Origin of the sequence: Aeromonas sp. QDB20, from assembly GCF_027707805.1 — a bacterium.
Taxonomy (GTDB): Bacteria; Pseudomonadota; Gammaproteobacteria; order Enterobacterales; family Aeromonadaceae; genus Aeromonas; species Aeromonas dhakensis.
Genome location: NZ_JAPCJC010000003.1, coordinates 138060 through 151052 on the forward strand (window position 1 = coordinate 138060; position 12993 = coordinate 151052).

Below are 12993 nucleotides of genomic sequence, written 5' to 3' on the forward strand. Positions count from 1 at the left end.
TTTGACTGGCCAGTCAATTAAAGTGCAGGCTTTGCCGATATACTCGCTTGGATACAACCAAGGATGGCAGGCATGCAGGAATGGGATCCAGAGCACTTCACCAGCTTTGAACACCTCTGTGAAGTGACACTGGCGGCAATCAGGGAAAAAACCGAAGCCGAACAGATCTATTTGTGGCTGCGCGCCCCCGAGTCGCAGCTCTACAGCTTCCAGCTCGATCAGGGGCTGGTCAGCCTGACGGCCGATGCCGTCGCCTCCCTCAAGTTGCCGATCCTCTTCATCGAACACGCCCTCGACAAGGGACAACTGATGGTGGAGCCGCTCGCCCAGCACAACGAGCTCTGGGAAACGGTCGAGCCACAGACGGTGCGCCTGCGCGCCTGTTTCCCGCTCAAGCGCCACAAGGGGTTGGAGGCCGTGGTCTACCTGGAGACCCGCCGCCGCATCGATCGCCTGCCCCGGCGCCAGCAACAGGGCATCCAGCTGTTGATGCACTATCTTGCCGCCGAGCTCGAGAGCCGGCTGCTGGCCAGCCAGGTCGATCTGGAGCGGGATCAGCGGCTGCACACCCAGGCTGACCTCATCCGCAGCCAGGCGCTGCAAGGTTCTTTCCTCAGCATGCTGCAGGCGCTGCATCAGGTGGGAGTCAAGCTGGCGCGTTGTGACAGTGAACACCAGCTGCTGCACGATGCGGTGGCGCTGGCTCGTCAGGAGCTGCAGTTCGACCGCATCGCCATCTTTCTGGTGGATGCCGAGTTCAAGACCATGCACGGCACCTGGGGCACCAACGAGGTGGGCGAGCTGATCGACGAGCACCACTTCATCAGCCCGATCCCTGATCACCCCACGGTGCAGGAGGCGCTGCGCCGCAAGGATTATGTGCTGGTGCTGGAGGACGCGCCGCTCTACTACGAAAAGCAGGAGGTGGGGCGTGGCTGGAATGCCATGGTCTCGCTGTGGGACGGGGCCACCCCCATTGGCTGGATCGCCGCCGACAACCTGCTGTGGCGCCGACCGCTCAAGGCTTATCAGAGCGAGATCTTCAAGCAGTATGCCGCCATGCTCTCCCAGTTGCTGATCCGCCAGCGTACCCAGGCGGCACTCGAGCGTTTCAACCGCGAGCTGGAGCAGCGCGTCAGCGAGCGCACCATGCAACTGGCGGAGAGCAACCGGGCACTGGCGGAGGCCAACAAACGGCTCTCCATGCTGTCGCTGGAAGATCCCCTCACCGGCATCGCCAACCGTCGCCAGTGGGATCTCACCATGCAGCGGGAGTGGGAGTGGGCACGCCGGCACCAGAGTCTGCTGGCGGTGCTGATGATCGACGTGGACGAGTTCAAGTCCTACAACGACCACTTCGGCCATGCCAAGGGGGATCAGTGTCTGCAACAGGTGGCCGCCCTGCTGCAGGATGCGGAACGGCGGCGTACCAATCTGGTGGCGCGTTACGGCGGCGAGGAGTTCGTGATCCTGCTGTGCGGTCCGCAACCCGGTGAGGCGGAGCGGCTGGCGGAACAGATTCACCAGGGGCTCAGTGAATTAAAAATCCCGCATCCAGCCTCCCGAGTTGCTGATTTCATTACGGTTAGCATAGGCTTTAGCTATCTGGTTCCCTCGCTGGATGGAACATGGCAGAGCCTGACCGAACAGGCCGATCAGGCGCTCTATCATGCCAAATCGCAGGGGAGGGCGTGTACGCTAGCCTATCGGTGAGCCCATGTTGTTACGTCGTTATCCCATCTTCAACCGTCGTCTCGCTCTCGTGGCCTATGGCATTGACTATCAGCTTGCCGACCCTGCCGAATGGCCCCTGCTGGCCGCCCAGTGCCGGTTGCTGGCTCAGGGGCGCCAATATCTGCTGCCCTTCACCCACGAACAGCTCGATGAACTGCGCCCCCTGCTGTTCGATCAGGACACCATTCCACTGGTAGAGGCTTCGGCCGAACGGTTGCCCACCTCTTTTCCCGTATTGGAGCAGTGGCGCGACTATCGGCGCCGGCTGGCGGTGCACGGTGCCCAGCGCGAGCAGCGCTGGCTCAGCGCCTCCCGTCTGCTGGTGTTCTGGATGGGGGAGGAGGGGATCCGTCAGCCGACCGAACACAAGCGGATGGCCCTCGGCATCGAGAGCTGGGGGGATTTTCTGCCGCTCAAGGAGGCGGGGGTCGACTTCTTCGCCGGCGGTTTTCTCGCCCGCCCCGAGCTGGTGAACCAGCGCGCCGCCCAGCCGGACATGAAGCTGGTGCAGGAGATACTGCAGCTCATCTGCCACGAGGAGTTCTCCTTCGCCCGGGTGGCGACCCTGCTGCAGCAGGATGCCTGGCTGCCGGGGCAGCTGTTGAGCTACGTCAACGCCCCCGGCTTCGATCATGCCAGCCCCATCGTCTCGGTTAACCGGGCGCTCTCCTATCTGGGGGAGCAGGAGATCCGCAAGTTCGTGCTCATCTACGGATTGGCCAGGGTCAGCCAGCACATCCCGGAGGCCTGTACCCGCATGGCCATTGCCCGCGGCCGCTTCTGCGAGCTGATCGCCCTGAGCGCGCTCGGCAAGTCCGCCGCCAGCTGGGCCTTCCTGGTGGGGTTGGTGCTGGATGGCTCGCTGCTTTCCGAACAGCTCAAGGCCCATCTGCCCAAGGATGTGAAGCGAGCGCTGGAGTCCCGCGAGGGGCCGCTGTTTCATCTGTTTCAGCTGGTGAAGTGCTATGAACAGGGCGACTGGCCACTGTTGGCCCAGCTGGCGCCTACTTATCAGCTGGATCCCGCCAAGCTGACTCCCATCTATTTTCAGGCACAAATGTGGGGGCAAGCGTTTCTCGCCACCTAGGCCGTGGCGAGATAGAGGGGCTCTGGCTAGAATGGGGGCCCTTTTTCAGACACGGATCCCGCACCATGACCCTCTCCGGCTTTCAAGGCCTGGTATTCGACCTCGACGGCACCCTGGTGGACTCCATGCCGCTGCACCTCGCCGCCTGGGCGCACACGGCCCGGGAGTTTGGCTTTCACTTCGATCCCGACTGGTTCTATGAACTGGGTGGCATGCCGAGCCGCAAGATAGCCCTGCTGGTGGCCGAGCAGCAGCAGATCGCGCTGGATCCGCTCATCGTGACCCGTTGCAAGACCGAGCACTACGTGGCCAACCTGCACAAGGCAACCGTCTTCCCGGCCATGCAGACACTGGTCGAGCGTTACCATGGCCGCATCCCCATGGGGATCGGCACCGGCTCACCGCGGGTCAACGCCGCCGCCGTGCTGTGCAATACCGGGCTGGATCGCTACTTCTCCGTGGTGGTGACGGCCGATGATGTCGAGCTGCACAAACCCCACCCGGATACCTTCCTGCTGGTGGCCAGCAAGCTGGGGGTCGAGCCGGCGGGTTGTCTGGTGTTCGAGGATACGGGGATTGGCGTACAGGCCGGTCAGGCTGCGGGAATGCAGACCTGCATGGTCAAGGAGGGCAGACCGGTCGGCTTGCAGTATTGAAGCTGCCGCATTGAATCTGGACAGAGAGCGCCGGCACTGGCGCTGAGGTAGAAAGTCCATTCCCATACGGGACTGTCATGACAAATGGGAATGGACTCGGTCACCCTCTGACGCAGCGATGGTCGCGGGGTGACATGGGCATGGCCTTACTGGCCGCTGTTGCCGCCCTGATTGTCGTCGTAACGACCAGGTGCGCCGTGGGGGCGCGGCGCCATGGAGACGCGAGGCTTGCGAGCACGCTGGATATTGACCTGCGGCCGGCCGGAGTGCATGGCGATGGTGGAGATCTTGGCCTTGTAGACCAACTGCTGGTTGCCGTGGGCATCGGTCAGCAGCACGCTGTACTGGTCGAAACCGCTGATGGTCCCCTCCAGCTTGATGCCGCTCACCAGGAAGATGGCGACCTGACTGCGGTTTTTGCGCAACCAGTTGAGGGCAGAATCTTGCCCGTTCCCGAGGGAGAAGGCTTGCTCGATCGTGGAGTAGCTTGGGGATTCAGTTGTCATAAATTATTGTCCCGCGGAAAAAAAGTGGCGTTTGATTGTGCTAAATGGTCACTTGCTTGTCAAAGTCATTCTCACGCCCGGTCGGGGTGGTGCAATGAGAGGGCTGGTCGGCACGGGCCGCTGCTGTAATAATTGGCGGTTCTGGCCCCGTGGCGGGCCTCATGCTGGGGTTTCATCTTGCATCCGGTTTCACACCAACATCAACCCACCTATACCCATGACGCCACCGCGTGCGAAGAGTGCGACCTGCTGGTGCCGGCCACCACGCTGGCCGTGGGGGAGGCGAGCAGCTGTCCGCGCTGCGGCCATACCCTGAGCCGCCATCTGCCGGAGCAGGAGCGCAGGCCCATCGCCTACGGCTTTGCGGCCATCATCATGTTCGTGCTCTCCAACGCCTTTACCTTCATGTCCTTCTCCGCCAAGGGGGTGGGGCAGGAGATGACCTTCCTGCAGTGCATCACCACCCTGGTGGATCAGGGCTACCTGTTCCTCGGGGCCGTGCTGAGCCTGACCCTCATCGGCCTGCCACTGGTCTACATGGGCTCCATCATGCTGGTGCTGTGGCGGGTCGACAAGGATCTGCACAGCAATGCCCTGCGCTCTCTCGGTCGGCTGCTGTGCCGGATCAAGCCCTGGCTGATGGTGGATGTCTTTCTCATCGGGGTGCTCATCTCCCTGGTCAAACTGATGGGGATGGCCGACATCAAGATGGGGTTGTCGTTCTGGGCCTTCGTTGGCTACACCCTGCTGCTGATCAAGATGATCTCGTCGCTGGATAGGATGTGGCTGTGGCAGCGGCTGTTCGGGCCGAGCGAGCCGCATGGCGTGACGGTGGATGACGACGAGGCCAGCGCCATGAGCGCCGGCCTGGTGGGTTGCCACATCTGCGGCGCCCTGAGCGAAGCCGGTGCCGACAGCTGCAAACGCTGCGGCGAGCATCTGCACAGCCGCAAGCCGGGCGGACTGAACCGTACCTGGGCCCTGCTCTTTACCTCCATCATCCTCTACGTGCCGGCCAACCTTTATCCCATCATGGATACCGTCTTCCTCGGGGATGACAGCCCCTCCACCATTCTGGGCGGGGTGCTGGTGCTGTGGGCCATGGGCTCCTATCCCATCGCGGCGGTGATCTTCTTCGCCAGCGTGGTGGTGCCGCTGGTGAAGATCCTGGCGCTGTTGTGGCTCTGTTACATGGTGCAGCGCGGGCAGGGCACCTCGCCGCTCGGCAAGCTCAAGCTCTATCGCATGACTGAATTTGTGGGGCGCTGGTCGATGATCGACGTCTTCGTTGTGGCCATCCTGGCGGGTCTGATCCGGCTCGACAACCTGATGACCATCTATCCGGGCCCTGCGGCCGTCGCTTTTGCAGGTGTGGTGCTGGTGACCATGGTGGCAGCCATGAGTTTCGATTCCCGCCTGATCTGGGATTTACAACAAGGAGAACGCGAACGTGAGTGAGCGTAAGAAGAGGTGGAAACCCGGCTCGGACTTTCTGAGCTCGGCCGCCGCAATCTGGATGGTGCCGCTGCTGGCGCTGTTCATCGGGATCTGGATGCTGTTCCAGCACTGGTATTCGCAAGGTCCCAGCTTCACCCTGACGGTGGCAACGGCCGAAGGCATAGTGGCGGGCAAGACCATGATCCGCTCCCGCGAGGTGGAGGTGGGTCGCATCGAGGCGGTGGAGCTCAGCGATGACTACAGCCACGCGGTGCTGAAGGCCCGCCTGACCAATGCCGCCGCCGGCATGCTCAAGAAGGACAGTCAGTTCTGGGTGGTCAAGCCGCGGGTGGGACGCGAAGGGGTGTCGGGCCTAGGCACCCTGCTCTCCGGCGCCTACATCGAGCTGGCCCCCGGCAAGAAGGGCAAGGCGCGCGACGAGTACGCCATGCTGGACAAGCCGCCACTGGCCTCGCAGGACGCCAAGGGGCTGCGATTATCGCTGAGCAGCCGGGATACCCGGGCACTCGGGGTGGGTTCGCCCATCAACTACCAGGGCTTTACCATAGGCCAGGTGGAAGAGGCGAAGTTCCTGCCCGAGAAGAGCGAGATGCAGTACCAGATCTTCATCAATGCCCCCTATGACGTGTTGGTGAGCAGCAACTCCCGCTTCTGGATGACCCCGGGCTTCGAAGTTTCCATGAGCAGCGAGGGGATGAAGGTGAAGATGGATTCGCTGGAGAGCCTGCTGGACGGCGGCATCACCATGGGGCTGCCCCCTGGCTGGGCACCCGGTGAGCCGGTCAAGCAGATGGACGACTTCACCCTGTTCCAGGATCAGGCCAGCGTGCTGGCCGGTAGCCTGGATCAGTTCATCGACTACGTGTTCCTGTTCGAGGACAGCGTCGGTGGCCTGCACCCGGGCGCGGCGGTGGAGTATCGCGGCATCCGGGTCGGTACCGTCATCTCGGCGCCCTATCTCATCGACGAGAAAGGGGTGCAGATGTTCCAGAGCCGGCAGATCCCGGTACTGGCGAGGATCGAGGTGCAGCGTCTCTCCCACCGCTATGCCAACGCGGAGAAGGAGCAGTGGCGCGCCCTGTTCGGCAAGCAGTTCAAGGAGGGGTTGCGGGCGACGCTCAAGACCTCCAGCCTGCTGACCGGGGGCAAGGTGGTGGATCTGAACTTCTACCCCGATGCGCCCAAGTTCCAGCCCATCAAGCTCGCTGGCTATCAGGTGTTCCCGACCGTGCAGGCAGGGCTGGATCAGATCGAACGCAAGGTGAACCAGATCCTCGACAAGTTCGTCGACATGGACACCGCCCAGACCCTGAACCAGGTCAACCACACCCTGGCGACCCTGGATCAAACCCTGAAGAATGTCAGTGCGTTGAGTGCCAACCTGAACAAGTTCACCGGTCAGAGCGCGACCCAGCAGTTGCCGGCGTCCCTCAACGACAGCCTGAAACAGCTGCAGAGCACGCTGCAGGAGTATGATGCCAACTCCCAGACCAACCAGGATCTGCGGCAGTCGGTGCAGTCGCTCAACCAGCTGATGCGCGAGTTGCAGCCGTTGGTACATTCGCTCAACGAGCAGCCGAGCTCGTTGATTTTCGATCGGGCTCGTCCCCGTGATCCCGAGCCCAAGCGAGGTCAATGATGAAGAAACGGATGATGACGCTGGCCTTGCTGGGCCTGCTGGCGGGTTGCAGCGCGGCACCGACGCAGCTGCACTACTACTCCCTCGACGCCGAGGCGCAGCAACCGGCCGCCGTGGTGGCGCAGCCGCAGCATCAGCTGGTGCTCAAGCCTGTCTCTCTGTCCGGTCAGCTGGATCGGATGAGCCTGGTCTATCAGCTGGAGGGCAAGGAGCTGCACTTCGCCGAGTATCACCGCTGGGCGGGGTCGCTGGATGCCCAGCTCGATCAGCTGACCCTGAACGGCCTCTCCAGCCGCTTGCCGGGCTGGGTGGTGCGGCAGGATGGAGCCCGCAAGGGGCCTGTGCTGACCATCTCGGTGGAGCGCTTCCAGGGCCGCCACGACGGTCGCGCCGTGCTGAGCGGCCGCTGGCGCCTGCTGACCGAAGAGGGCACTGTCCTGCGTGACGTCCCCTTCCAGCAGGTGCGGGTGCTGCCTGCCGATGGCTACGGCACTCTGGTGAGCGAGCTGGGGGCTGGCTGGCAGCAGCTGCTCGACCAGATTGCGGCCGAGGTGCGCAAGAGTGCCTGACGCTGTACCGATGCACTGACTCAAAATGGAACGGGAGGCCTTGGCCTCCCGTTTTTTCATTCGTGGCTGTCAGTCACGCTTGAGGATCACTGCTGAACTTCCGAGATCCCTTCGACCTTGACCTCGACCCGGCGATCCGGGGCCAGGCAGACGATCAGCTCGCGCTTGGACTTGCTGGTGCAGCTGTCGCCGGTGACCGGATTGCCCTTGCCGCGCCCTTCCACGTTGACCTTGTCTGCCGGCAGACCCTTGCCGACCAGGTAGTCGGCGACGGTCCGGGCACGCTGCTCGGAGAGCTTCTGGTTGTAGGCATCGGAACCGATGCGGTCGGTGTAGCCGATCACGGTGGCGACACCATCCTTGGGTCTGGCCTGCTCGATCTGGCTGTAGAGGTTATCCAGCGCCTGGCCACCGGCCGGCTTGAGGGTGGCCTTGTTGAAGTCGAACAGCACGTCCGAGCTCAGGGTGAACTGCTTGTCGACCATCACGGGTTCGGGGGCCGGAGCCGGCATCGGCGCCGCCACCACGGGGGCGACCTGGCCGAAGCGATAGACCACGGCGACCGCCAGCAGGCCGTTGTCGAGTTCGGCCCCGGTCTTGTCGAGCGAGTTGTCGCCGAGCGGGGTGGTGTATTGGTATTCGAGGCGGGCGGCCCAGTCACGGTTGAAGGCGTATTCCGCCCCCAACGCCCCGACAAAGGCGGCGCCGTTGTCATTGTCGAACTGCTTGCTGTCGGTCCAGGCGTAAGCGCCACCGAGGCGGGTATAGAGATCCAGGCTGTCACTGACCGGCATGCCGATCTTCATGGAGAGCTGGGCCAGCTGGGCTTTTATCTCGTCCCGGCCGATGTCGGTGGGGTCCAGATTGTCGGTCGCAGTGTATTTGTACTTGCCGAGCCAGTCGTAACCCAGTTCGAAGCCCAGGTTCTGGTTGACCTGATAGCCGAGGAAGGCGCCGGCGCCGACAGCGTTCTTGTCCTCTTCGCTGATGGCGTAGTTGTCCTTGATATCCTGGTTGTGATCGACGCCATAGAAGTTGGACCAACCCAGCTTGGCACCGCCATACCAGGTGTTGTCCTGTCCGGCTGCCTGGGCGTTGGCCGCAAGCAAGCCTGAAACCAGCAAGGTAATCAGTGTTTTATTCATGTTGAGCCTCTGCAATTTCATATTGTTGAGGGGAGGTTGACGGGGTCGCCTCTCCTTATGGGTCGGGCTTATAGCACAGCCACAACAGAGTAAGGGTAGTCGCTTTCTCCGGGTTCTCAAGCAACTGATATAAAACATAATGTGATTTTCATCGCCGCAATTTGCCGCCGTGATTTGCGCTCTGCCGAGGGGACGCAATAGTTAATCGAGGCGGGTCTGCAGCGAGGTGAGCATGAACATCAGGTGGATATGGCTGTGCTGGGCGTTATGGCTGGTGCCGGGCTGGGCGGCCGAGACCCTGCAGGTGGTGACCGAAGACTATGCCCCCTACAACTATCTGGAAGAGGCCGAGGTCAAGGGGCTGGGCACCGAGGTGGTGGAGGCCATGCTGGAAGAGGCCGGCTTCGAATACAGTCTGGACATCTACCCCTGGGCGCGGGCCATCTCGCTGGCGCGCAGCCGCCCCAACGTGCTCATCTACAGCATCAGCCGCTTCCCCGAGCGCGAGGCGCAGTTCCAGTGGATCGGGGTGATAGCGCGTATCGACTTTCATGTGTTCGCCCTGGCCAAGCGCGACGACATCAAGCCCTTTAGCCAGCTGTCACAGGCGCGAGCCTGGTCCATCGGCACGGTGCGCAACGACGCGCTGGAGCAGTACCTCATCAGCCGCAATTTTTCCAACCTGCAGCGCAACAACAACCATGAAGCCAATCTGCTCAAACTGTTGATGGGGCGCATCGATCTCTGGCCGGTGTCGCAGGAGACGGCCTACTACTATGCGCGCCAGGCGGGCTATGGGCCGTCCACCCTCAAGATAGTGCACGACATCGAGGATTTTACCGGGGGGGATCTCTACGTGGCGGCGAGTCTGAAAACCTCGCCCGAGGTGGTCAAGCGGTTGCAGGAGGCGCTGGCCACCATCAAGCAGAACGGCATCTACGACGGCATCGTGAAGCGCTACCGCTGAGCCGTGCCAGCCTGTGAGGGCTGCGCAACAAAAAGGGCCAACTGTCGTCGGCCCTTTGTCATCAGTGAGCGAGGAACTCGTACTGAGCCTCGATGAAGGCACCGGCCCGCTCGCTCAGGGCGGCGTGCACGACGGTGGTGGGGTGAACCTGATCCCAGAACATCTTGCCTTCGCAGTCGAGGGTACTGGCGCTGCGCCGCACCATGGGGCTGGCCACGGCCTGGGCCAGCAGCGGGTTGCCGGCGATGGCGAGGCGTTCCTGCGGGTTGAAGGCGGAGAGGCTGCTGTCGCTGGCGACACTAGTGGCACTGCGGGAGGCAAACGGCTTCCACACATAGCCGCCGCCGTAGCAGGCGTTCTCGGTGTCGCTCAGGCCGAAGTTCTGCGGCTCGCGTAGCATCTCGGCGAACTGCTTGTCGATCTCGAACAGTTTGACGATGCCGGTGGGGGCCAGCTGGCGTGCCAGGTTCAGCAGCAGCTGGTTGTGGTAGGCAGAGACATGGCTGGCCGCCTCGACCACCTTCTGGCTGCGGGCCGAGGGGTTCTGGCCCAGATCCGGCAGGTTGAACAGCAGAATCTGCTTGGCGCCATTCAATACCATGCGGTTGGCCGCATCGCTGATGGCGTCGCGCACCCGCTTGGCATCCTGCTCGGTGTTCCAGCCATAGGCCAGGTAGTCGTTGGCGCCGACCCAGAGGATCACCAGATCATCGGGTTTGAAGCTGTCCTTTTGCAGGAACTGGGTCACCTCGTAATCCAGGTTGTTGATGACCTGATACTTGGGATTCCAGGAGATCTTGTTGTAGGCCACCGCGGTGGCGCCCCCTTCCGCCTCGTTGGCGATGGTCAGCCCCGGGAACTGCCGGGTCAGCTGCTCCAGCCAGACCGGCCCGTTGGAGAAGCGGCCCTGATAGTAGGGAGGGCTGGAAGGGAGATAACCGCGCATCTTGCTGTACATCTTGCCGGTGTCGGAGAGGCTGTCGCCAAACATCACGATCCGGGAGAAGGCGGGGCGACTGTCGGCTGCCTGAACTGTCAGCGCGAAGAGTCCCAATAAACACACAAACCATTTCTTCATCTTGTTGTTCTCATTGATTGGAAGCAGGTGGTGCCTGCAGGCTGTTCCTCGATAGGCAAAGGTGCTGGGAAGCTGTTTTGCCATCTTGCAGGGTATAAGGCCGAATTTTATTTCGCAGCAGTGCGGGCTGATTAAATCGATTACGGTCACATCCCCTTCACCCAGATGGGGAGGCTTCACGTTTGTTTCACGCCCCGGCAGGCAGACTGCACCCGTACCCAATGACAGGAGCATGAAATGAACAAGGCAAGCGTAATCGGTCTGTTGACCCTGATGTCCATCTCTTCTTTCGCCATGGCGGCCTATACCGGCCCGCAGGAGCAGAACAAGGTGTCCGTCGCACAGTTGAAGGATCTGGCCGATGACAGCTGGGCCACCCTGGAAGGGAAGCTGGTCAAGCACCTGGGCGGCGAGAACTATCTGTTCCGCGACGCCAGTGGCGAGGTGGAAGTGGAAGTGGATCAGGACGTGTGGCGTGGCACCGAAGTGGGCCCGGACGATCTGATCCTCATCCGTGGCGAGGTGGACCACAGCTGGAACAAGACCGAAGTGGAGGTGGAGAAGCTGGAGAAGGTGGGCGCCGCCCCGCAGAGCAAGGGCGGTTTCATCGCCAAATAAGGGCTGACTCCGCACGCCAGACGTAACAAGGGCGCCTCCATGGAGGCGCCCTTTTGCTGTTGGTCTGCTTAGCCGGTGCGGGCCAGCGTGCGCTTGAAGCCCTTCTCGGCCTGATTGACCTTGTAGAGATAGCGGCGGGCTTCCGCCTTGGGGTGCTGCTCGGTCAGGATCTGGTAGACCGCCTCGGGCGAGAGCTGGTTGATCATGCCGGGCGCCGCCTTGCGGTCGCTGGAGAAGGTATTGAGCACCCCGCCGGCGCCGCCGTTGTAGGCGGAGATGACGGCGTAGCGACGCGAGCGCGGATCCTGGATATCCACCAGATAGACGGTCTGCAGCAGGTGCAGGTAGGCGGTGCCCACGTCTATGTTGTAGGCCGGGTTGAACAGGTCTTCCCTGGTCGGCTGGCCGCTCTTGCCCTTGACCCGCACGTAGACGTCCCGCCCGGCGGTGGCCGGGATCACCTGCATCAGGCCGTAGGCGTTGGCATGGCTGACCGCATAGGGGTTGAAGCTGCTCTCGGTCTTGATCACCGCGTAGATCAGGCTCTCCGCCACCCCGTACTTGCGGGAGGCTTCCCGGATCAGGCTGGCGTACTTGTAGCCCCGCCGGTCCTCGTGGTTGGCCACCATGGGGATGTCGACGAAGAAGATGGTACGGATGCCGAGGGTGCGCTTCTTCATCGCCGTGTTGAGCAGGTAGTCGGCATAGCGCTCGGCACGCCAGTCGAAGCGGATCGGCTGGCCCTGGTTGTCCAGCACCTGACCGTAGAGGAAGGGCTCGCCGCCGGGCAGGATCTCGGCGTCGGAGTAGAGATCCACTTCCGCCGGATCGTCCGGGGTGAGCAGGGTCTCGATGATGGCGCGGCGCAGATGGGAGCGCGGGTCGATGCCGGAGACGGTCTCGACCATGATGTGGCCGCTGGAGAAGTCGATGTGGGCCCGGCTCTTGTATTGATCCGTGTATTTGACGTAGTCAAACTTGCCCGCAAACAGCGCCTCACGCCCCCAAATCTCGTTCACATTGTGGGAGAGCGCGCTGATCATGTGTTCAAAGCCGCGGATGTCCTTGCCGTTGACGAGATCGTCATCCTCGTTGCCATTGGGCTTGGGGGAGGATGAGCAGGCAGAGAGAAACAGCAGGGTGCACAGCAGCCAGAAAATTCGGCCCATAGAGTCCTCAAACTGGGCGGCGGGCCGCCCGTCACTTCCGTCGTTGCCGTGAGTCGACGGGGCCGGCCTGCGCAGGCCGGCCCCGTTCACGGGTTATTTGCTGGGCGGGGTATAACCGTCGATGGCCACTTCACCCGCTTCGAACAGGTAGTTCACCATCTCTTTCTCCAGCAGCTGGCGATGCTCGAGGTTCATCATGTTCAACTTCTTCTCGTTGATCAGCATCACCTGCTTCTTCTGCCACTCGGTCCAGGCTTCCTTGCTGATGTTGTCAAAAATGCGCTTGCCGAGTTCACCGGGGTAGAGCTGGAAATCGAGACCCGGGCCCTCTTTTTTCAGGCGCTGGCAAAATACGGTACGGCTCATG

At 62.2% G+C, this 12993-nt stretch carries 13 protein-coding genes; 8 read left to right on the forward strand and 5 right to left on the reverse strand.

All coding sequences use genetic code 11. The features are described 5' to 3' along the window. The first annotated feature begins 72 nt into the window (after positions 1 to 72). The 3 genes from PG897_RS04455 (at position 73) to PG897_RS04465 (ending at position 3477) form a co-directional block, all read left to right on the forward strand. Positions 73 to 1713: a GGDEF domain-containing protein gene (locus tag PG897_RS04455; protein ID WP_017782484.1), complete on the forward strand. Its 1641-nt coding sequence runs from the start codon at positions 73 to 75 to the stop codon at positions 1711 to 1713. Between the two features lie 4 nt (positions 1714 to 1717). Beyond that, on the forward strand, positions 1718 to 2821 hold the full coding sequence (locus PG897_RS04460) for an EAL and HDOD domain-containing protein (protein WP_010636011.1): 1104 nt from the start codon (positions 1718 to 1720) through the stop codon (positions 2819 to 2821). 65 nt (positions 2822 to 2886) lie between these two features. Then, on the forward strand, positions 2887 to 3477 hold the full coding sequence (locus PG897_RS04465; RefSeq protein WP_201879903.1) for an HAD family hydrolase: 591 nt from the start codon (positions 2887 to 2889) through the stop codon (positions 3475 to 3477). Positions 3478 to 3623: 146 nt separating this feature from the next. On the opposite strand, the gene hfq is transcribed toward PG897_RS04465, so the two are convergent. Beyond that, the gene (gene hfq, locus PG897_RS04470; RefSeq protein ID WP_094697827.1) at positions 3624 to 3983 is read right to left on the reverse strand and encodes an RNA chaperone Hfq; all 360 of its coding nucleotides are present in this window, start codon (positions 3981 to 3983) and stop codon (positions 3624 to 3626) included. A gap of 177 nt (positions 3984 to 4160) precedes the next feature. Between hfq and PG897_RS04475 the strand changes: the two genes are divergently transcribed. The 3 genes from PG897_RS04475 to PG897_RS04485 are packed head-to-tail and all read left to right on the forward strand — an operon-like array spanning position 4161 to position 7649. After that, positions 4161 to 5441, forward strand: coding sequence for a paraquat-inducible protein A (locus tag PG897_RS04475; RefSeq protein WP_024943148.1), 1281 nt, complete (start codon positions 4161 to 4163; stop codon positions 5439 to 5441). Next, positions 5434 to 7080: an intermembrane transport protein PqiB gene (pqiB, locus tag PG897_RS04480; protein WP_010636014.1), complete on the forward strand. Its 1647-nt coding sequence runs from the start codon at positions 5434 to 5436 to the stop codon at positions 7078 to 7080. The genes PG897_RS04475 and pqiB overlap by 8 nt, the downstream gene beginning before the upstream one ends. Further along, the gene (locus PG897_RS04485; RefSeq protein WP_025201103.1) at positions 7080 to 7649 is read left to right on the forward strand and encodes a PqiC family protein; all 570 of its coding nucleotides are present in this window, start codon (positions 7080 to 7082) and stop codon (positions 7647 to 7649) included. Before pqiB ends, PG897_RS04485 begins: the two co-directional genes overlap by 1 nt. Before the next feature lie 86 nt (positions 7650 to 7735). Here PG897_RS04485 and ompA read toward each other — a convergent pair whose 3' ends face one another. Then, the gene (gene ompA / locus PG897_RS04490; protein WP_201879915.1) at positions 7736 to 8794 is read right to left on the reverse strand and encodes a porin OmpA; all 1059 of its coding nucleotides are present in this window, start codon (positions 8792 to 8794) and stop codon (positions 7736 to 7738) included. Between the two features lie 232 nt (positions 8795 to 9026). Between ompA and PG897_RS04495 the strand changes: the two genes are divergently transcribed. After that, complete coding sequence (locus PG897_RS04495) at positions 9027 to 9761, forward strand: substrate-binding periplasmic protein (RefSeq protein ID WP_017782489.1); 735 nt, start codon at positions 9027 to 9029, stop codon at positions 9759 to 9761. 61 nt (positions 9762 to 9822) lie between these two features. Here PG897_RS04495 and PG897_RS04500 read toward each other — a convergent pair whose 3' ends face one another. Beyond that, positions 9823 to 10839, reverse strand: a complete 1017-nt coding sequence (locus tag PG897_RS04500; protein ID WP_005305430.1) for an SGNH/GDSL hydrolase family protein — start codon at positions 10837 to 10839, stop codon at positions 9823 to 9825. A gap of 237 nt (positions 10840 to 11076) precedes the next feature. Between PG897_RS04500 and PG897_RS04505 the strand changes: the two genes are divergently transcribed. Further along, positions 11077 to 11457 (forward strand): YgiW/YdeI family stress tolerance OB fold protein, encoded by a 381-nt coding sequence (locus PG897_RS04505; RefSeq protein WP_201879917.1) that lies wholly within the window; start codon positions 11077 to 11079, stop codon positions 11455 to 11457. A 68-nt stretch (positions 11458 to 11525) separates the two neighbouring features. Here the strand turns inward: PG897_RS04505 and mltC are convergent, their stop codons facing one another. After that, complete coding sequence (gene mltC, locus PG897_RS04510; RefSeq protein ID WP_005305423.1) at positions 11526 to 12626, reverse strand: membrane-bound lytic murein transglycosylase MltC; 1101 nt, start codon at positions 12624 to 12626, stop codon at positions 11526 to 11528. Positions 12627 to 12719: 93 nt separating this feature from the next. After that, positions 12720 to 12992 carry an oxidative damage protection protein gene (locus PG897_RS04515; protein WP_005305420.1) on the reverse strand — a complete coding sequence of 91 codons (273 nt, stop codon included), beginning with the start codon at positions 12990 to 12992 and terminating at the stop codon, positions 12720 to 12722. Between the last annotated feature and the right edge of the window lies 1 nt (position 12993).